Raw genomic sequence first — 19,369 nt, forward strand, 5'->3', positions numbered from 1 at the left:
ATGAAAGATAAAAAAATTGCATTAATCACTGGTGTTACAGGACAAGATGGTTCATATCTTGCAGAATTTCTACTTAAAAAAGGGTATATTGTTCATGGTATAAAAAGAAGAACTTCACTATTTAATACAGATAGAATAGATCATTTATATCAAGACCCACATGAAGAAAATAGAAATTTTATTTTGCATTATGGGGACATGACTGATTCTATGAATTTGACAAGAGTTATTCAAGAAATACAACCAGATGAAATTTATAATTTAGCAGCTATGAGTCATGTTGCAGTATCTTTTGAAACACCAGAATATGTGGCAAATGCCGATGGCATGGGAACCCTTAGAATATTAGAAGCAGTAAGAATTTTAGGACTTATAAAAAAAACAAAAATTTATCAAGCTAGTACATCTGAACTATATGGAAAGGTACAAGAAACTCCACAAAATGAAAACACTCCTTTTTATCCAAGAAGTCCTTATGCTGTAGCAAAAATGTATGCATATTGGATAACTGTAAATTATAGAGAAGCTTATGGAATTTTTGCTTGTAATGGAATCTTATTTAATCATGAATCTCCTGTAAGAGGTGAAACATTTGTAACAAGAAAAATAACAAGAGCAACATCCAAAATTGCATTAGGACTACAAAATAAATTATATTTAGGAAATCTTAATGCAAAAAGAGATTGGGGACATGCAAAAGATTATGTAAAAATGATGTGGATGATTCTCCAAGCAGAAAAAGCTGAAGATTGGGTTATTGCAACAGGACAAACAACTACAGTAAGAGATTTTGTAAAATTATCATTTGAATATGTTGGGATTACGTTAAGATTTGAAGGTACAGGAATAAATGAAGTTGGAATTGTAGATAAAATAAATATAAAAAAATATGAAAGAATTACCCAAAAAAAATATGACCATAAATTAGAAAATAAAATTGTTGTATCTATAGACAAAAAATATTTTAGACCAACAGAAGTCGATTTATTATTAGGTAATCCAACAAAAGCAGAAAAAAAACTTGGGTGGAATAGAGAATACAATTTACAAGACTTAGTTAATGATATGATGAAATCAGATATAAAACTTATGAAAAGAGATCAATACATTAAAGATGGTGGATATCAAGCAATGAGCTACTATGAATAAAAAAGCTTTATAAATGTCAATAAATAAAAATTCAAAAATTTATATAGCCGGTCATACCGGACTAGTCGGTTCCGCGATTTTAAAAAAGCTTAAAGAAAAAAATTATACAAATATTATAACAAGAACTCATGATAAATTAGATTTAACTAATCAATCTCTAGTTGCAAATTTTTTTAAAAAAGAAAAACCAGAATATGTTATTTTAGCTGCTGCAAAAGTAGGTGGAATAATGGCAAATAATTTATTTAGAGCTGATTTTATTTATGAAAATATCTCTATTCAAAATAACGTTATACATCAATCTTATCTGCACAATGTAAAAAAATTATTATTCTTGGGTTCAACTTGTATATATCCAAAAGATGCCCCTCAACCTATAAAAGAAAGTTCATTATTAACAGGGCCATTGGAATATACAAATGAACCATATGCAATTGCAAAACTTGCTGGTATAAAAATGTGTGAATCATACAATATTCAGTATAATACCAATTTTATTTCAGTAATGCCTACAAACCTTTATGGTCCAAATGATAATTTTGATTTAGATAATTCTCATGTTTTACCTGCACTAATTAGAAAAATTCATTTGGCTAAATTATTAAATGAAGAAAAATATGATGAAATAATGTTAGATTTGGGAATTGATAATATTTTTAAAGCTAAAAAATATCTTAAAAAATATGGAATTACAAAAAATAATGTTGAAATTTGGGGGACAGGAGAACCTAAACGTGAATTTTTATATTCTGAAGATATGGCTGATGCCTGTATATTCTTACTTAAAAATAAGAGTTTTAATGATATAGTGAATAGTCAATCTCTATCAAAAAGTGGAGAAATTAAAAATACTCATATTAACATAGGAACAGGAAAAGATATAAGTATAAAAGAATTAGCATATCTTATTAAAGATATTGTAAACTTTCAAGGAAATTTTAATTTTAATACAAATAAACCAGATGGTGTTATACTCAAAAAAACTGATATTACAAAACTTGAAAATATGGGCTGGAAATATAAAATAACACTGAGAGAAGGAATAAAAAAAGCATATGATTTCTATACACAAAACATCAAATAACATAAATAACATTTTAAAGTCAACACCTATAATATCTCAAATGGTTACAGATACACAAATTATTCATATTTTATCTAATTTAGAAAGTACTCTAGATTCTAATATTGAAGGAGAAATTGTTGAACTTGGATGTAATATTGGTACTACCTCTATATTTATTAGAAAACTATTAGATCTCAAAGAAAGTAAAAAAGAGTATTATGTATATGATTCATTTGAAGGACTTCCTGCTAAATTGTCACATGATATGTCAAATACAGCAATACAATATAAAGAGGGTTCATGCAAAACTTCTTTAGATCTTTTTACAAATACGTTTAAAAATTATAATTTAAAAAAACCAATAGTATGTCAAGGTTGGTTTAAAAATATTGATGAATCTTCTTTTCCTAAAAAAATTTCTTTTGCATTTTTTGATGGTGATTTTTATTCTTCTATAATTGATAGTTTTGATAAAATATATTCTAAATTATCTCCTGGAGCAAAAGTTATTATTCATGACTATGGATGGGATGCATTACCAGGGGTAAAAAAAGCCTGTGATGATTTTTTGAAAAATAAACCAGAAAAAATACTAATGTTAGAAGTAGGGATAGGTTTATTAATAAAAAAATGAATACTACTTATCCAAAAATTTCAATTGTTACAGTAACATATAATGCCGAACATTTTCTTGAGCAAACAATTCTTAGTATATTGAAACAAAAATATCCAAATATTGAATATATAATCATAGATGGTAATAGTTCAGATAAAACAGTTGAAATAATTAAAAAATATGAAAAATATATATCATACTGGACAAGTGAATCGGACAAGGGAATTTATGATGCAATGAACAAAGGAATATCTATATCAACAGGAGAATGGATAAACTTTATGAATGCAGGAGATAGTTTTGTAGAAGAAGATACAATTTGTAAAATAATGAATGAATTAGAACCTGAAACTGATTTAATAGCAGGAGATATATATTACATAGCAGAAGATAATAAAAAATCATATAAATCACATAAAGAAATTTATTATCCATTAGATAATATGTTTTGTTACCATCAAACTTTATTTACAAAAACATATATTATGAAAAATATACCTTTTTCCTTAGAATTTTCAATTGCTGCTGATTATGATTTTGTATTGAATTGTTTTCTAAGAAATTATAATTTTCAATTTGTAAACTTTCCAATTGCAAATTTTTTAGCTGGAGGTATTTCTGAACAAAATGTAATAAAAGCAAGAATTGAAGATTTATTTATTCAATCAAAATATTTAGATAAAGTTGATAATATTTTTAATTCAAATGCGTACAATACATTAAAAAGTTTAGAGAATTCATCTCATAATATGTTTTTTAATAGACTATTTAATAATTTACTTTCTCAATGCTATCACTTTCACCTAGAAAAAAAGAATTTTGTTCTTTATGGTTATGGAAATATTGGTAAAATAATTTATTCTAATTTTAAGAATAACATAAAATATGTTATAGATCAACAATATGATATCTTAAAAAAGCAATATATAAAACCTATTACTGTTTTAAAAAATAGTCCTAATGAATTGATTGTTATATCTGTTTTAGGAAGAGAAAAAGAAATTATAGATGAATTAATTAACACATATAATATACGAAAAGAGTTAATAATAATATTTAATCTTTAATCATTTTATTTCTATATAATCTATAAAATCATTTATACTAATAATATTAGGGGAAATTTTTTTTGTTAAAGAATAGTTTTTAATTTTCTGTATAATTTCATTTGCATAAGCAATACTTGCAATAATAATATATTTATTATCAATATTTATAGGACTAGATTCAAGAGTATATACATTATTATAATCAAATGTACTTGCAGTATTATTTGAATCAAGTATCATTATTATTTTTATTTTCTTGTTTTTTATTTTTTTTATAAGTTCATGTGCAATTTCTCCGGTACCATATATTATTAATTCTTTTATGGACTTTAGCTTTATCAAGTTAAAAAGTATATCCGAATCTAAATTATAAGAATCAATCATTATATTTCTTTTTATTTGTATCTGATTATATCTTAATTTTAAATTATTATTTTTAGTTATTTTAAAAAGATTATATATATAATTTATATAGTAACTCTTATTATTGGTTTTAACAATTTCTAAAATATTATTATTAAAAGAGTATAATTTATTTTCAATATTTTCTAAAAAAATCTGATTCTTCAATTTTTGATTAAATAAAAGACTTAATAAATGAGTAGTTGTTATATATAAGAGTTTTGATAAAAAATAGTCCTCATAGTGTTTATAAACTTTTTTATCTATAAGAAACTTTTTAATTAATTTAAACACACGGAATAAATCATTTATATGTTTTAAAGAGATACTATTAGTAATAGATTTGTCTGTAACATTCCAATTATAAAATATATTTTCTAAAACACTAATATTCTTTGCATAAAAAAACAATTGAAATGTAACAATTTGGTCTTCAAAATATAATTCTTCAGGAAAAAATATATCGTTATCAATAAATAATCTTATCGAGTATATTTTATTCCATACCATTGGTGAAATACATCCTTTCATGAAATCACAAATAGAATCATTAGAATAAATATCTAAAGGAGATGTAGATAAGACTTCGTCATTACTTACTCTATGATATCGACAACTAACAATATCACAATTTTTTGACAAAGCTTCATTATAAAGAATTTCAACCATTTTAGGATGAATATAATCATCACTATCTATAAACATAACAAATTTAGAAGATGCATAAATTATACCTTTATTTCTTGCATTACCTGGACCTTTGTTATATTTTAGACCTATAATTTTTATTCGAGAATCTTTATTTTTATAATTTTCAACTATAAATAAACTTCTATCAGTTGAAGCATCATCTACAATAATAATTTCAATATTTTTCATTGTTTGATTTAATATTGAATTTAAACATTTATTTATATAGTTTTCAGCATTAAAAATAGGGACAATAATACTTACTAAAGGATTTTTACAACTGCTCAATCAAAGCCTTCATCCATTGATGATTATTTCTAAAATGTGGCGATGATACAAAATGTCCATCAACTACAACATCTTCTTCTAAATATTCACAACCAGAGTTTATAAGGTCATCTTTCATCCCTTTATAACAAGTTGCTTTTTTGCCTTTCATTATTTTTGCTGAGATTGTAACCCAAGAGCCATGACAAATTGTTGCAATTGGCTTTCTCTTCTCATCCATTGCTCTTACAAAATCAAGTATCTCTTGTACTTGTCTTGCTCTATCTGGACCTTCATGACCTCCTGGAATGATAACCATATCAAAATCTTTTTCATCTAACTCTTTACATTTTATAGTTGGGTTTGCCTCTTGCCCAAGCTTACCATTTACGCTTTTATCTCCGGCAATTGCTACATCAACTTTTATATTCTCTTCTTGTAGTCTATAAAAAGGGTATGTAAACTCACTATCTTCAAACCCTTTTCCTATGATTATTACAGCTCTTTTTCCCATTTATATCTCCTTTGAAAGCAACAAAACAGTATTTCCTACTTTCATATCACTTATATCTTTTAATCTAAATATTTTACCAATATTTTTATCATTATCCAAAATAGAAATTATAGAGTTTTCATCATAAGTATTTAATTGTTCTAAATCATCTATTTTAAGTATTTCAACTTTTGTCGTTCCAAATTTTTTTACAGTATTATTTGGAAAAGATAAAGATAAATTATCTACATTTTTATAACAATCTTTATTCTCATACTCTTTGCCTTGTCTTCCATAAGTGTCATTTATCCTTGCTAAATCAAACTTATTTACAGGGGTTTCTATCTCTAATACAAAAGCTCCCTCTTCATTGATTGCTTGTGTTTGATGAAAAATCTTTTTTTCAAAAAACAATCCATCTAAATTTTTTAATAAATTTGTTTTGTTTAAAGTACCACACATAACCTCACCATCTAAACATACTAAAGAGGTTTGTTTTTTAACATGACAATGCATCGATGTATTTTGCATATATTTTATATTTAATATCCAGATGGCACACTGTTCATTTTCAAAAAGAAGATATTCACTTCCCCAAGGTTTTTCTACTAAAATATCTTTAAAGTCAATACTACACTCAACATCATTATAAATCAATTGTTCTAAACTTTTTTTGTCTTCTGACGTAGGCTTTTTTAAATATTTTATATCTTTCATTCTGTCTCAATCTTTATAGTTTCTATTGCTTGTTTTAGAATATCTTCTGCTATTTTTAGTGATTTATGGGATACTAATACAAAACATACTCTTGATGTTCCATCTTTATACTCTTTTATTGTATCCCCCTTTTTAGCAAAAAGAAATACTTTTTCTACACCTTCCATATTCTCTACTTTTTCTATACCACTAATATTTTTGATTACTCCAGATTTTGGTAAAGGTGAGCCTGTTAAGGCATATTTATTTTTTTTATCTTTAAGTGCTTCTTTTTTAGTTTTCTTACCCAATGCGGTTAATATAGCGTTTTGCATAATATTTTTACCACTTGCAGCAGGTACTAAAAAATATGGATCCAAGCCACCTGCTACTCTAACTGTTGCTTCGATTATCCTAGCTCCAGCTTCTGTAACAATTGTATCTAGTTTTACAGTACCAGATTTTATACCTAAAACTTCCCCTGTTTTTTTAGCTAAATCAAATAACTCTTCTTGGATTTTCTTAGGTAAAGAGCTAGGGTTTTGCAATCCAATCTCTACAGGGTATATATCTCTTGTAAAAAATCTATCTGTTATATATTCAGGGATAAACTCACCATCACAATCAAATATAGCTTGAACAGTTTGCTCTTCTCCAATATAAAACTCTTCAACTAAAACTTTTTCAAAACTATCAAATAATCTATTTATATGCTCTTCTATACCCTCTTTATTATAAAATATTTTTGCTCCAACACTACCAAAACCATTATTAGGTTTTATTATCACAGGAAATTCTATCTCATAATCAAATGTTTTATTCTCTTTAGTTAATATTTTATATTTTGCATTTGGAATAACTGAATTTTCCAAGCTTTTTCTAAATTGTGTTTTATCTTTACAAATAGTTGCTATTTTTTCACTCACCCCACAAAAACCAAAATAATCATTAACAGCACCCATAGTAATAGCAGCATCTACTGCAATACAAACAATTCCTTTTAAATCTATTCCCTCATTTTTTAATCGTTTTATATTTTCTATATGAGCTTGTTTATCATAAATACTAATATTTATAAAAATATCAACCTCATCTTTTGCTATACAATAACTATTATAATCACTACAAACAATTCCTAGACCTAATTTTTTTGCCTCATAGATTGCAGGAAGCTGATGAATAGAACCTCCAATTATCCATATATATTCTTTCATCTATGCTCTCCAATAAAATTTATAAGATCTATTTTATCTTGTATATGTAAAAAATAAAATCCGTTAGAATCAGCTAAATGTTCTGAATCTTTTACATCTTTAATATTTAAAGTTGAGATTACAAAATCATTATAGTTTTTACAAAATAGCTTATAAGCTTCAAAATCTTCCATAGATAAAATCATTTTTACTATGGCAAACTCTTCTCTTGATGCTTGAAACTGTAGTTTTTTCCCTTCTAAAGAAAAAAGTAAAAGTTGACAATAACTAATCCCTAAAGCTAAGTTAATTAACTCACTTCTCCATCCACCCATTCTTGAAGCAATTTCTACTAAATATAACTCACAATCATCATCCACTCTAACTTCAATATGGCAAGCTCCAAACTTTATATTAAAAGAGTTTAAAACATCAAATGCAAACTCTTTTAACTTCGTTTCCTCTTCTTTTTCTACTCTTGCTGGGATTAATTGTTGTGTCTCTATTATATTAGGTAAAGGGGTCAAATACTCCTCAGTAATACTTACTATACTATGATTACCTTCTGAAGAGATTGTTTCTATGCTAAATTGTTTCCCTTTTATATACTCCTCTATTAAAACCTCTTTTTCAGAAGTAAATCTAAAAGCTTTTTCTATAGCAGAATCTATTTGCTCTTTTTTAGTAATAAAACTAACTCCTCTTCCTGCTGAACTGTCTATAGGTTTGATTATTGCAGGGAAAGAATCCCATTGTTTTAAATCTTCTGGAGTTTTTATTGTTTTATATTTAGCTATATTTATATTATTTTTTATAGAGATATTTTTCATCTCTTTTTTATTTGTTGTATTTAATGCAACTTGGTAGGTGTTTGATTTTATTCCCATTTTTTCTGATACATAACATGCTGTTACATTTCCAAGTTCAGATGCAATTGTAGTTATAATCAAAGGACTTAATTCTTGAGCTTTTTCTAATATTTGCTCTTTATCTTTTAAATCTATATGATAAAAATAGTCTGCATATTTTTTACCTTCACAATTATTGTTACCATCAAATAGATGAACTTCAAAATATAGCTTTTTTGCTTCAAATATCAAATCAAACTGAAGTTTACTTCCACCTAAAATAAATACTTTTTTCACTCTAACTCTTTCAAAATCTTTTTAATCAATCTATCTTTTGAGAATTTTAAATCAATTTTTTTATAAATATCTGTTTTTTCTATATATTCTATTTTCTCTTTTAGTTTTTCTAAAGATAGTTCATCAGCCTTTATTGTTGTTTTTATATTTTTTTGTTTCAAAAAATCTGTTACAACTTTTTGATTATTGGCAACTTCAATATTTATAAACTTTTTCTTTAAAGCCAATACTTCAAAAAGAGTTCCACCACTTGCACTTATTACAAACTCTTTTGAACTTAAAACTTCAGCAATATTATCTATATCTACTAAAACCTTTACATTTAGATTTTTTTTCAATTCTTCTAAATGTATATTTACATTTGAAGTTATTATAGATATTTTATATTTATTATCTATTTTCAAAAGGTATTTAGAAATTTTTGAAGAAAGATTTAATACATCATTTCCACCTAAGATAATTGCTATTGATTTTTTTTCAGGTTTTTTCTTATATTTGTTAAAAAACTCATCTCTTAAAAGTGTATATTTACTACCACACCATATTTTACAATTTTTAGAAACTAGTTTTTTATAATTTTTTTTATCTGCTTGAATACCATGATTTAAAATAAAGTCTGAACAATGAAAATTTAAAGTATCATCAAAACTTAATATTTTTAAGTTCTTATTTTTTGTTTTTATCTTTTTCTCAAAATCTTCATAAATATCATATGAATCAATAATAAGAAAGTCAACTTCTAAGTTTTTAATTAAATCATTCAAAGATTTTGTTTTATTGTCTTTTAAAATATAAACCATAAAACCATTTTTTAAAATCTCTTTATTTATATTTCCTTTTAAATCCAAGCTTGAAAATATTATTTGTAGTTGTTTATTTTGTGCTTTTAATCTTTTTGCTAAGACCAAACACCTTTTGACATGTCCTAATCCTATAGTTGAAGAGGAGTCACATCTAAATAATATTTTTTTCAAGTCTATCACCCATCTTATAATCTTTTCTTGCTGTTTTACCTAAAATTTCATTTAAATATTTGGGATGTAATCCATATCCAGGTCTTACACTTTTTATGTTCTCTTCTGTAAACTTTTCACCTTTTTTTATATCTTTACTTACATATAAACTTCTTGAAAACCTTCTTTGTCCTTTTCTTTTTTCATTTAAACTATAATCAACTTTTCCTATAAGTTTTTCAGTTTCTCTTATTTTCTCAACCATTAAAGAAAACTCTTTTTTATCTAAAGAAAATTCACAATCTGGTCCACCTATACTTTTATCAAGTATAAAATGTTTTTCAATAACTTGTGAGCCAAGTGTAGTTGCCACAATTGGAGCAGTTATACCTAAAGTATGATCAGAGAATCCAATTTTTACACCAAATAAATCTTTCATATTTTGTATAGTTGCTAAATTTGCTTCTTCTAAAGGCGCGGGATAAGCACTTGTACACTTAAGTAAAACAATATTCTCATTTCCTTCTTGTTTGCATATCTCTACAACATCTTGTATCTCATCAATTTTAGCAATTCCTGTACTTATAATTATTGGTTTACCTTTACTTGCTGTGTATCTAACTAGCTCATAATCTGTTATCTCAAATGATGCAATTTTATAAGCACTTGGATTAAACTGCTCCAAAAAATCAACTGCACTTTTATCAAAAGGAGTAGAAAAAATATCTATATCAATAGCTCTTGCATAAGCAAACAACTCTTCATGCCATTCCCAAGGGGTATACGCTTCTTTATAAAGTTCATATAAACTTTTTCCATCCCATAAGGTACCACCGTCAATCATAAAATCATCTTTTTTACAATCTAAAGTTAAAGTATCTGCTGTATATGTTTGAAGTTTTATAGCATTTGCACCACACTCTTTTGCTGCTTTTATTGTATCAAGGGCTGTTTGTAGACTTCCATTATGGTTTGCACTTAGCTCCGCAATAATAAAAGTACCATCTTTTTCTAAATTAAAATTCCCAATTTTCAAAATTTACCCCTTTTTATTGCTTCATACATATATTCGGCTCTTTCCCAATCTTCAAGAGTATCAATATCTTGAACTAAATATCGAGGAAGAACAATTGGTATTGAGTCTTTTCCAAAACCACTTTGAGTAAAGCTATTGTGTAGATTTTCCCAATAAAATTGCCCCGCATCTTGATATGCTTCTTCTAAGTCCTGACTTCTAGTTTGATGATACTCAGGAAAAAACATTTCACACCTATTATCTTTAGTGATTTTAAATGTTCTAAAGATAGGAAAAGGCATTGAAGTTACACTAAAAGCTTGGTGAGCATCACTTGACATTAATTTTTTAAAACCAAGTTTTAGATATTTTTCTTCCAAAAATGGTGCTGTGGCATAAATAGTACAACAAAAATCATACTCTTCCCCTTGCTTTTTTAAAAAGTTTATAGCATGACTTACAACATCAGCTGTACCTGTAAAATCATCACTTAATTCTTTTGGTCTTAAAAAAGGAATTTGAGCTCCATACTCTTTTGCTATATTTGCAATCTCTTCATCATCAGTACTTACAATTATTTTATCAAATAGATTTGATCTTTTTGCTGCTTCTATGCTATAAGCTATTAGTGGTTTCCCATGAAAGAATTTTATATTTTTTCTAGGTATCCTTTTACTTCCACCTCTAGCAGGAATTACAGCAATAGCTTTAGGCATAAAGTAATCCTTTTAGAGATTGTATTACATAATTTTGTTCCTCTTCACTTAAGCTTGGAAAAATTGGTAAAGATAATACCTCTTCATAGTATCTATCCATCAAAGGAGTAAACTCTTCTCCATATCCAAGATTTTTATAAAAAACTTGTTTATTTATTGGCATATAATGAAGCTGAACTTTTATATTTTTATCCATTAATTTATTAAAAAGTTCCTCTTTTGAAATTGAAAAATTTTTAAAATCAATTCTTATAACATAGAGGTGATATGCAGATTCTTTAGTAAATGGGTATAAAGGTTTTATGTTTTCTAAAGCTTCAAAATTTTCATCATATTTTTTTGCTATAGCCCATCTTTTTTCTAGAAAACCATCTAACTTTTTTAATTGAGAAATCCCTAAAGCACACTGTATATCTGTAAGTCGATAATTGAGACCCAAATCTCTCATCTCATATTCCCAAGGTTTCATTGAATCTGTCTTAATCATCCCATGATTTCTCAAGCTAAGTAGTTTTTCATAAATCTCTTTTGAGTTTGTTGTAATTGCACCACCTTCACCTGTTGTAATATTTTTTACAGGGTGAAAAGAAAAAATAGAGATATCACTATTTTTACAACTTCCAGCTTTTATATTATCTAAGCTTGCACCTAAACTATGGGCACAATCTTCTAGTATCTTTATATTATAAGTTTTTTTTAAATACTCTAATTTTTTTTGATTTACTGAATTACCTGAAAAGTGTACGGCATAAATAGCTTTTATAGAAGAATCCTCTTTTAATCTCTTTTCACAAAGATCTAAATCAATATTTCCATCCTCTTTTATATCTATAAAGACAGGCTTAGCATCCACATAAAGTATTGAATTAGATGTTGCTAAAAAAGAGTTTGGAGTGGTAAGAACCTTATCGTTTTTATTTAATAAAACCATTGAAGACAGATGAAGGGCTGCTGTTCCATTTGATACAGCAACACAATATTTAGCCCCTGTATATTTACAAAGAGCAGACTCAAACTCTTTTACTTTAGGGCCTGTAGTTAAAAAGTCTGATTTTAAAACCTCTTCAACTACACTTATATCATCTTTAAAAATAGTTTGTTTTCCATAGTTAATAATATTCATTACATATCTTTTACTATTTCTAAAATATCCTCTTTTTTATACCATTGAGTATTATCCCCTGAGTTATACTCAAAACCTTGTTTAACTTTTTCACCATTTTCACCTAACTTATTTATTTTATAATCTCTACTTTTGGTAAACGTAATTGTTGGTTGTATTACAAAATGGTCATCAAACTCTAAAGTTAAATGGGAGTCATCACTAGGACACATTATTTCATGAAGTTTTTCTCCTGGTCTTATACCTATTATCTCATGGGGTAATTCAGGGGCAAGAGCTTTTGCCAAATCTGTAATCTTCATAGAAGGGATTTTAGGCACAAATATCTCTCCACCTTGCATTCTCTCAAAATTTTTTAATACAAACTCAACACCCTCTTCTAAAGTAATTAAAAACCTTGTCATATTTGCATCTGTTATAGGGAGTGATTTTTTACCACTTTTTATCAATTTTTTGAAGAAAGGGACAACTGAACCACGACTTCCTATTACATTTCCATATCTTACAACTGAAAATTGGATATCTTGATTTCCTATTAAGTTATTAGCTGCAACAAATAATTTATCTGAAGCTAACTTTGTAGCTCCATATAGATTTACAGGATTTGCTGCTTTATCAGTAGATAATGCAATTATTTTTTTTACACCATTTTCCATTGCAGCATCAATAACATTTTGAGCCCCATTAATATTAGTTTTTATACACTCCATAGGATTATATTCAGCAATTGGTACATGTTTTAATGCTGCGGCATGAATAACATAATCAACATCATTCATTGCTTTTTTTAATCTTGACGCATCTCTTACATCACCTATAAAATATCTCATACACTTATTATCATAATCTTGCGACATTTCATATTGTTTTAATTCATCTCTTGAATATATAATTATTTTATTTGGTTTATATTTTTTTAATAATATTTCAGTATATTTTTTACCAAAACTTCCAGTTCCACCAGTAATTAAAATATTTTTACCATCAAACATCTGATGCCTTTTTATCTAATTTAGAAGATTTATTTATAATATAGTATCTAATAATTTATTTAACTTTGATTTTAAGAGTTTATATGTAATAATTTACATTAATTTCAAAACTAGGTTAATTTATGGCAGATAATATTCCAGAGGATATATTAAAAATTCAAAAAAAACTGGCCTCTTATGAAAAAGGTTCAAGAAATTATAAGAAATATACTAAGATACTAGCAAAACATATTAAACGATTTAGTATGAAGAAAAGAGTAAGCTCACATATTAAGACAATTGAAAACGTAGAAAAGCTTCAAAATAAGAATTCAAATAATGATGAATAAAAAACTATTACAATTTGCAATATTACTACTGAGTTAAAAAAATTTTTGCTAAAATTCCAACATAAATAAAAAGCGATTAGGAAAAACAATGGATGATAATCAAAAAAAATCTTTAGAGTTAGCTATTAAACAAATTGACAAAACATTTGGAAAAGGTACTCTAATTAGACTAGGTGACAAAGAAGTAGTTCCTGTTGAATCAATTTCAACAGGTTCATTAGGTCTTGACTTAGCATTAGGTGTTGGTGGTTTACCAAAAGGTAGAGTTATAGAGATTTATGGTCCTGAATCATCAGGTAAAACAACTCTTACTCTTCATGCAATTGCAGAGTGTCAAAAAGCTGGGGGTGTTTGTGCTTTTATTGATGCAGAGCATGCTTTAGATGTAGTTTATGCTAAAAATCTTGGTGTTGATACAGATAACTTACTTGTATCTCAACCAGACTTTGGTGAGCAAGCTTTAGAGATTTTGGAAACAGTTATTAGAAGTGGTGCAGTTAATCTAGTAGTAGTGGATTCAGTTGCTGCTTTAACTCCAAAAGTTGAGATAGATGGAGATATGGACGATCAACAAGTTGGTGTTCAAGCTAGACTTATGAGTAAAGCTTTAAGAAAAGTAACTGGTTTATTAAACAAAATGAATTGTACAGTTATCTTTATTAACCAAATCAGAATGAAAATTGGTATGACTGGATACGGAAGTCCTGAAACAACAACAGGTGGAAATGCACTTAAATTCTACTCTTCAGTTAGACTTGATATTAGAAGAATCGCAACTTTAAAACAAGGTGAAAACTCTATAGGAAATAGAGTAAAAGTAAAAGTTGTAAAAAATAAAGTTGCTGCTCCATTTAAGCAAGCAGAATTTGATATTATGTTTGGTGAAGGTATCTCTAAAACAGGTGAGCTTATAGATTATGGTGTAAAACTTGATATCGTAGATAAAGCTGGTGCATGGTTTAGTTATGGGGATAACAAAATTGGTCAAGGAAAAGAAAACTCAAAAGTATTCTTAAAAGATAATCCAGATGTTGCAAATGAGATTGAACAAAAAATCTTAACAGCTATGGGTGTAAACGATGAGATTATTCAAGGTGAGCCAGAAGAAGATGAAGATTAGGAGTTTTCCTTTCCTTCGTCAACTTACTAAATTTATTTATCTAACATTTTATTTGCTATTTCAAGATACTCTTTTGTAGTTTGATTATCAGGTTCTATTTCAAGACATCTATTTATCAATTTTAAAGCTTCTTTTGCATCTTCAAAATCTAAAAGAGTAAGAGCATAATTTTGTAAATATTCTAACTTTTCTTCAAGTTCTAAAGATTTTTTATGGGCATCAACAGCTTTTTCTTTATTTTTTCTACAACTTTTATAAAATAATGCAAAATTATTCCACACTTCATGAAGGTCACTATTTATTTGTAAAATTGTTGCATACAAATATTCAGCTTCATTGTATCTTTCTTGTTTTTCATAAGTAAATGCTAAATAATTTGCAGCATTTATAGAAGCATCATTTTCTACTAAGTTTGAAAAAACTTTTTCTGCTTTTTGATACTCTTTTTTATATAAATAAGCTTTTCCCAAGCCCAAAGAAGCATCTGTTAGCTTAACATTTATTCGTAAAGCTTTTTTAAAACTTGCAATTGCTTCATCTAATTTACCTAAAGCAAATAAACAATTTCCATATGCAATAAATATTTCAGGAAAGTTAAATTCATAATTGTTAATAATATATTCATATTGGATTAAAGATTCTTGATATTTGCCTGTTTTAAACAGTTCAAGAGCAAATCCAATTTGTAAACCTAATGTTCTTTTATCTATACTTTCCATAAATCATCCCTATGTTTTAACTTCTTAACTCTACCATTTTAAGCTAAAATTTTCAAAATTTTTTTATAAAATACAATCTTTAATTATATTATTCTTCATAAAGCAACAAAAAATAAAAAATTAAGTATAATATTGTGATTTAATCAAAAATAGGAGACCTGTGATGGTATTTATTGATAATGTTTACGCGGATGAAGTATTAGATTCAAGAGGTAATCCAACAGTTAGAGCAACTGTTATATTAAGTGATGGTACAAAAGCAAGTGCAATAGTTCCTAGTGGAGCAAGTACTGGTAAAAGAGAAGCTTTAGAATTAAGAGATGGTGATGATAGATTTTTAGGTAAAGGTGTTCTAAAAGCTGTTGAAAATGTTAACACAACTATTGCAGATGAATTATTAGGTTTAAGTCCATACAATCAAGCTGAGATTGATGCGACTATGAAAGATATTGATGGTACACACAATTATTCAAATTTAGGTGCTAATGCAGTTTTAGGTGTATCTATGGCAGTTGCACGTGCTGCAGCGGCATCTTTAGATGTACCTTTATACAGATATTTAGGTGGAGCAAATGCAATGACAATGCCTGTTCCAATGTTCAATATCATCAATGGTGGTGAGCATGCAAACAACTCTGTTGATTTCCAAGAATATATGGTTATGCCAGTTGGATTTGATAATTTCAATGATGGTTTAAGAGCTGTTTCTGAAATATATCAACACCTTAAAAAAGTTATTGATGGTATGGGTGAATCAACTGCAGTTGGTGATGAGGGTGGATTCGCTCCAAACTTAAAATCAAACGAAGAGCCTATTCAAGTTATTTTAGAAGCTGTAGAAAAAGCTGGATATAAAGCTGGTGAACAAATTTGTATCGCACTTGATGTTGCTGCGTCTGAACTTACTACAGAAGATGGGAAATATGAATTAAAAGGTGAAGGAAGAGTTATCACTTCTGAAGAACTTGTTTCTTATTATGAAGATTTATGTGCTAAGTATCCAATTGTTTCAATCGAAGATGGACTTTCTGAAGATGATTGGGATGGATGGAAAATCTTAACTGACAGACTTGGTTCAAAAGTTCAATTAGTTGGGGATGATTTATTTGTTACAAATGCAAATATTTTGGCAGAAGGTATCCAAAAAGGTATCGGAAACTCAATCTTAATTAAACCAAATCAAATTGGTTCAGTAAGTGAAACTATGCTTACAATCAGACTTGCACAAAGAAACAACTACAACTGCGTAATGTCTCACAGATCAGGTGAATCTGAAGATGCATTTATTGCAGATTTTGCAGTTGCATTAAATTGTGGGCAAATCAAAACTGGTTCAACTGCTAGAAGTGATAGAATCGCAAAATATAACAGACTTCTAGAGATTGGTGCAGAGATTGGTTATGCTGAATATTTAGGGAAACAACCTTTTTCTAAATAATTTATGAAAGAAAAAAAACATACAATTAAGAAATTTTCGTTACTAGCAATATTTTCTATTGCTGTAACGATTTTTCTTGGTTATCATGTTTCTAATGTTCTTTTTGGAGATAATTCTTTAGAGGTTTATAGTTCTCTAAAGCATAAAAAAGCATATCTTAAAAGTGAAATAAAAAGATTGCAAGAAGAAAATGCCTATCTTCAAAAAGAGTATTTTGAACTTAAAAATTTGGAGCCTGAAGAATGAAAAACTTATTTACACTATTATTAGTATTATCTGTTAGTTTAATTGCGAGAGAAAATCCCTTTGAAGCAACAAATGCTTATGAAGAAGAAGCAGCAAGAATCATTGAAATGAATGAAGTTGAAGAGGATTATGCAGTAGAGTTTCAACAAGAGCAACAATACGTAAATGAGATGTACGAAAAAATGAATAAGCCTGAAGAAGAGAAACCTAAAGTACCTGCTTTAACAGAAGAAAAAGTACAAAAAATGATTAATAAGGCACAAAAAGAAACTGAGAAAAAAGCAAAAACTATTGCAAAAGAAATTATAGTTGAACAACCAAAACAAGTTGAACAAGTTGTTTATGTAAAACCACGACTTGATGTTGTAAATGAAAAACAACTTCTTCCTTTTGTAAAAGTTGAATATGATAATGATAGAATTGATATCTTCTCTAAATACTCTGTTAGTAAAAAAATAACACTTCCAGGTGAGAAAAAAGTTGTTCTTGATTTTAATGCAAAAGAAAATTTCTACACAGTAAGAGATGAATTAAAATCTACAAATTTCCCTAAGATTGCTGTAGGAAACCATAAAAATGAAAACTTTTTTAGAATTGTAATTGAACTTGCAAGTACTCCAGATGATTATGAAGTAACTTATGACAACAAAAAAGTTAGTATAATAAAACTTTACGAATAAAAAAATAAGGGTATATAAAAATACCCTTCTTCCTTAACTTCTACAATAAAACCTAAATATAGTTTTATCTTTTATTTAACAATTACTACCTAATAATAAGTCCAATTAAGCAGATTTATTTGTTGGCTTAATAAGACTTGATAAGATTCTAATAGCAACCATTACAATTAATACTTCCATAATAGAAGAAAGAATAAAGGCATAATAATAAAATTGCGTTATAGAGTGATTATGATATGCGATTGTAGCAACTGCAATTAAAAGAGTTAATGGCATAGAATGAGAAAGTCCTATCATATGAAATTTACTCCATCCCATCTCTTTGATAAATAAAAATGAAGCAACAAATCTAATCAAAATCATAGCAATGGCAATCAAAAATGCAGTTTTTACTAAACCATCTTCAGCTAATGAAGCTAAATCAAAAGAGGAACCTATATATATAAAAAATATAGGAACTAGCCAACCAAAACCAAAGTGTTCTAGTTTATGTGGAAGTTGTTTATTGTGTTCTTCAAAAAATGTAGTAATAAAAGTACCTGCAATAAATGCTCCAAATGCCACTTCTAAATGTAAATAAATCATCACAGATATCATTAGGAAGAATATAGCCATAGATACACGAATATCTTGTTCTTGATAATCATCTTCAGGCATAAGATATGCTTTTATTTCTGGATACCACCAAATAAGATTATGGAATAGTTTATATAAAAGAACCATTGCAACTAAGAATATTACAAATAAAACCATAGTTTTATAAAACTCTGAGTTGATACCAAACTCTAAAGCAGCAGCAACAGTAGTAAGAGCAAAGATAGATACAATCTCTCCAATTAGTCCCACTGTAATTGATAGTTTAATCCACTCAACATCACCATACTCTTTTTTTAATGCTGCTAGTAAACCTATAGAGATTAATGGTAATACAATAATAAATATTTTTCCTAAATCTAGATATAAAGTAATAGCTGTAGCTAAAGAAAATAGAATGACATTATAAAAAATCGATTTACGAAGTAGACTTCCAGATATATTTATAAGCTTTTTTAAATCAACTTCTAGACCTGCTAAAAACATCAGGTATAAAAACCCTAATTCTGCCACAAGCTCTAGAATTGAATGCTCTACAATAATTGCGAAATACGCAGCAATTGCACCTAACATTATCTCAACTGTAATAGTAGGAAGTTTTAATACACGAGAGACAAGTGGAGAAAGAAAAATAATCAATGATATTGATATAATTATTAGTATCTCTTCTCCCATCTA

21 protein-coding genes are annotated in these 19,369 nt (G+C 27.4%); 9 read left to right on the plus strand and 12 right to left on the minus strand.

Annotated features, from left to right (window positions below):
- From gmd to ACKU3H_RS02215, 4 genes are read left to right on the plus strand one after another with little or no spacing between them, the layout of a single operon-like run.
- Positions 1-1,149 (plus strand): GDP-mannose 4,6-dehydratase, encoded by a 1,149-nt coding sequence (gene gmd, locus ACKU3H_RS02200; protein WP_320035347.1) that lies wholly within the window; start codon positions 1-3, stop codon positions 1,147-1,149.
- Between the two features lie 19 nt (positions 1,150-1,168).
- Entirely contained in the window at positions 1,169-2,233 is a 1,065-nt protein-coding gene (locus ACKU3H_RS02205; RefSeq protein ID WP_320036455.1) for a GDP-L-fucose synthase, read from the plus strand.
- Positions 2,205-2,849, plus strand: coding sequence for a TylF/MycF/NovP-related O-methyltransferase (locus ACKU3H_RS02210; protein WP_320035348.1), 645 nt, complete (start codon positions 2,205-2,207; stop codon positions 2,847-2,849). The genes ACKU3H_RS02205 and ACKU3H_RS02210 overlap by 29 nt, the downstream gene beginning before the upstream one ends.
- Positions 2,846-3,898, plus strand: a complete 1,053-nt coding sequence (locus tag ACKU3H_RS02215) for a glycosyltransferase family 2 protein (RefSeq protein WP_320035349.1) — start codon at positions 2,846-2,848, stop codon at positions 3,896-3,898. Before ACKU3H_RS02210 ends, ACKU3H_RS02215 begins: the two co-directional genes overlap by 4 nt.
- Here the strand turns inward: ACKU3H_RS02215 and ACKU3H_RS02220 are convergent, their stop codons facing one another.
- The 10 genes from ACKU3H_RS02220 to pseB are packed head-to-tail and all read right to left on the minus strand — an operon-like array spanning position 3,899 to position 13,565.
- Positions 3,899-5,260, minus strand: a complete 1,362-nt coding sequence (locus tag ACKU3H_RS02220) for a glycosyltransferase family 2 protein (protein WP_320035350.1) — start codon at positions 5,258-5,260, stop codon at positions 3,899-3,901. It lies immediately after the preceding gene.
- Positions 5,247-5,753 carry a DJ-1/PfpI/YhbO family deglycase/protease gene (locus tag ACKU3H_RS02225; RefSeq protein WP_320035351.1) on the minus strand — a complete coding sequence of 169 codons (507 nt, stop codon included), beginning with the start codon at positions 5,751-5,753 and terminating at the stop codon, positions 5,247-5,249. Before ACKU3H_RS02225 ends, ACKU3H_RS02220 begins: the two co-directional genes overlap by 14 nt.
- Complete coding sequence (locus ACKU3H_RS02230) at positions 5,754-6,449, minus strand: hypothetical protein (protein ID WP_320035352.1); 696 nt, start codon at positions 6,447-6,449, stop codon at positions 5,754-5,756.
- On the minus strand, positions 6,446-7,642 hold the full coding sequence (locus ACKU3H_RS02235; RefSeq protein WP_320035353.1) for an ATP-grasp domain-containing protein: 1,197 nt from the start codon (positions 7,640-7,642) through the stop codon (positions 6,446-6,448). Before ACKU3H_RS02235 ends, ACKU3H_RS02230 begins: the two co-directional genes overlap by 4 nt.
- Positions 7,639-8,766 carry an ATP-grasp domain-containing protein gene (locus tag ACKU3H_RS02240; protein WP_320035354.1) on the minus strand — a complete coding sequence of 376 codons (1,128 nt, stop codon included), beginning with the start codon at positions 8,764-8,766 and terminating at the stop codon, positions 7,639-7,641. The genes ACKU3H_RS02235 and ACKU3H_RS02240 overlap by 4 nt, the downstream gene beginning before the upstream one ends.
- Complete coding sequence (pseG, locus tag ACKU3H_RS02245) at positions 8,763-9,740, minus strand: UDP-2,4-diacetamido-2,4,6-trideoxy-beta-L-altropyranose hydrolase (protein ID WP_320035355.1); 978 nt, start codon at positions 9,738-9,740, stop codon at positions 8,763-8,765. The genes ACKU3H_RS02240 and pseG overlap by 4 nt, the downstream gene beginning before the upstream one ends.
- Complete coding sequence (pseI, locus tag ACKU3H_RS02250; RefSeq protein WP_320035356.1) at positions 9,721-10,755, minus strand: pseudaminic acid synthase; 1,035 nt, start codon at positions 10,753-10,755, stop codon at positions 9,721-9,723. The genes pseG and pseI overlap by 20 nt, the downstream gene beginning before the upstream one ends.
- Positions 10,752-11,450 (minus strand): pseudaminic acid cytidylyltransferase, encoded by a 699-nt coding sequence (pseF, locus tag ACKU3H_RS02255; protein ID WP_320035357.1) that lies wholly within the window; start codon positions 11,448-11,450, stop codon positions 10,752-10,754. Before pseF ends, pseI begins: the two co-directional genes overlap by 4 nt.
- Complete coding sequence (gene pseC, locus ACKU3H_RS02260; RefSeq protein WP_320035358.1) at positions 11,443-12,573, minus strand: UDP-4-amino-4,6-dideoxy-N-acetyl-beta-L-altrosamine transaminase; 1,131 nt, start codon at positions 12,571-12,573, stop codon at positions 11,443-11,445. The genes pseF and pseC overlap by 8 nt, the downstream gene beginning before the upstream one ends.
- Positions 12,573-13,565: a UDP-N-acetylglucosamine 4,6-dehydratase (inverting) gene (pseB, locus tag ACKU3H_RS02265; RefSeq protein WP_320035359.1), complete on the minus strand. Its 993-nt coding sequence runs from the start codon at positions 13,563-13,565 to the stop codon at positions 12,573-12,575. The genes pseC and pseB overlap by 1 nt, the downstream gene beginning before the upstream one ends.
- A 122-nt stretch (positions 13,566-13,687) precedes the next feature.
- Here pseB and ACKU3H_RS02270 point away from each other — a divergent pair, with 122 nt between their 5' ends.
- Together ACKU3H_RS02270 and recA are read left to right on the plus strand one after the other, a co-directional pair.
- Entirely contained in the window at positions 13,688-13,894 is a 207-nt protein-coding gene (locus tag ACKU3H_RS02270) for a hypothetical protein (protein ID WP_320035360.1), read from the plus strand.
- Positions 13,895-13,982: 88 nt separating this feature from the next.
- Complete coding sequence (gene recA / locus ACKU3H_RS02275) at positions 13,983-15,014, plus strand: recombinase RecA (RefSeq protein ID WP_320035361.1); 1,032 nt, start codon at positions 13,983-13,985, stop codon at positions 15,012-15,014.
- A 32-nt stretch (positions 15,015-15,046) separates the two neighbouring features.
- Here the strand turns inward: recA and ACKU3H_RS02280 are convergent, their stop codons facing one another.
- On the minus strand, positions 15,047-15,733 hold the full coding sequence (locus ACKU3H_RS02280) for a tetratricopeptide repeat protein (protein ID WP_320035362.1): 687 nt from the start codon (positions 15,731-15,733) through the stop codon (positions 15,047-15,049).
- A 163-nt stretch (positions 15,734-15,896) separates the two neighbouring features.
- Here ACKU3H_RS02280 and eno point away from each other — a divergent pair, with 163 nt between their 5' ends.
- Genes eno through ACKU3H_RS02295 form a run of 3 tightly spaced genes read left to right on the plus strand, consistent with a single transcriptional unit; the run spans position 15,897 to position 18,097 of the window.
- Entirely contained in the window at positions 15,897-17,171 is a 1,275-nt protein-coding gene (gene eno / locus ACKU3H_RS02285; protein ID WP_320035363.1) for a phosphopyruvate hydratase, read from the plus strand.
- Positions 17,172-17,174: 3 nt separating this feature from the next.
- Complete coding sequence (locus tag ACKU3H_RS02290; RefSeq protein WP_320035364.1) at positions 17,175-17,417, plus strand: septum formation initiator family protein; 243 nt, start codon at positions 17,175-17,177, stop codon at positions 17,415-17,417.
- The gene (locus ACKU3H_RS02295) at positions 17,414-18,097 is read left to right on the plus strand and encodes an AMIN domain-containing protein (RefSeq protein WP_320035365.1); all 684 of its coding nucleotides are present in this window, start codon (positions 17,414-17,416) and stop codon (positions 18,095-18,097) included. Before ACKU3H_RS02290 ends, ACKU3H_RS02295 begins: the two co-directional genes overlap by 4 nt.
- A 105-nt stretch (positions 18,098-18,202) precedes the next feature.
- Here ACKU3H_RS02295 and ACKU3H_RS02300 read toward each other — a convergent pair whose 3' ends face one another.
- Positions 18,203-19,366 carry a cation:proton antiporter gene (locus ACKU3H_RS02300; RefSeq protein WP_320035366.1) on the minus strand — a complete coding sequence of 388 codons (1,164 nt, stop codon included), beginning with the start codon at positions 19,364-19,366 and terminating at the stop codon, positions 18,203-18,205.
- Positions 19,367-19,369: the final 3 nt, after the last annotated feature.

Source organism: Halarcobacter sp. (assembly GCF_963675975.1).
Lineage (GTDB): Bacteria > Campylobacterota > Campylobacteria > Campylobacterales > Arcobacteraceae > Halarcobacter.

Excerpts from the sequence above, each read along its gene's own strand:
- gmd (WP_320035347.1), top strand. The coding sequence starts at position 1 with ATGAAAGATAAAAAAATTGCATTAATCACTGGTGTTACAGGACAAGAT.
- ACKU3H_RS02210 (WP_320035348.1), top strand. The coding sequence starts at position 2,205 with ATGATTTCTATACACAAAACATCAAATAACATAAATAACATTTTAAAG.
- ACKU3H_RS02215 (WP_320035349.1), top strand. The coding sequence starts at position 2,846 with ATGAATACTACTTATCCAAAAATTTCAATTGTTACAGTAACATATAAT.
- ACKU3H_RS02225 (WP_320035351.1), bottom strand. The coding sequence starts at position 5,753 with ATGGGAAAAAGAGCTGTAATAATCATAGGAAAAGGGTTTGAAGATAGT.
- ACKU3H_RS02230 (WP_320035352.1), bottom strand. The coding sequence starts at position 6,449 with ATGAAAGATATAAAATATTTAAAAAAGCCTACGTCAGAAGACAAAAAA.
- ACKU3H_RS02235 (WP_320035353.1), bottom strand. The coding sequence starts at position 7,642 with ATGAAAGAATATATATGGATAATTGGAGGTTCTATTCATCAGCTTCCT.
- pseF (WP_320035357.1), bottom strand. The coding sequence starts at position 11,450 with ATGCCTAAAGCTATTGCTGTAATTCCTGCTAGAGGTGGAAGTAAAAGG.
- pseC (WP_320035358.1), bottom strand. The coding sequence starts at position 12,573 with ATGAATATTATTAACTATGGAAAACAAACTATTTTTAAAGATGATATA.
- pseB (WP_320035359.1), bottom strand. The coding sequence starts at position 13,565 with ATGTTTGATGGTAAAAATATTTTAATTACTGGTGGAACTGGAAGTTTT.
- ACKU3H_RS02270 (WP_320035360.1), top strand. The coding sequence starts at position 13,688 with ATGGCAGATAATATTCCAGAGGATATATTAAAAATTCAAAAAAAACTG.
- recA (WP_320035361.1), top strand. The coding sequence starts at position 13,983 with ATGGATGATAATCAAAAAAAATCTTTAGAGTTAGCTATTAAACAAATT.
- ACKU3H_RS02280 (WP_320035362.1), bottom strand. The coding sequence starts at position 15,733 with ATGGAAAGTATAGATAAAAGAACATTAGGTTTACAAATTGGATTTGCT.
- eno (WP_320035363.1), top strand. The coding sequence starts at position 15,897 with ATGGTATTTATTGATAATGTTTACGCGGATGAAGTATTAGATTCAAGA.
- ACKU3H_RS02290 (WP_320035364.1), top strand. The coding sequence starts at position 17,175 with ATGAAAGAAAAAAAACATACAATTAAGAAATTTTCGTTACTAGCAATA.
- ACKU3H_RS02295 (WP_320035365.1), top strand. The coding sequence starts at position 17,414 with ATGAAAAACTTATTTACACTATTATTAGTATTATCTGTTAGTTTAATT.
- ACKU3H_RS02300 (WP_320035366.1), bottom strand. The coding sequence starts at position 19,366 with ATGGGAGAAGAGATACTAATAATTATATCAATATCATTGATTATTTTT.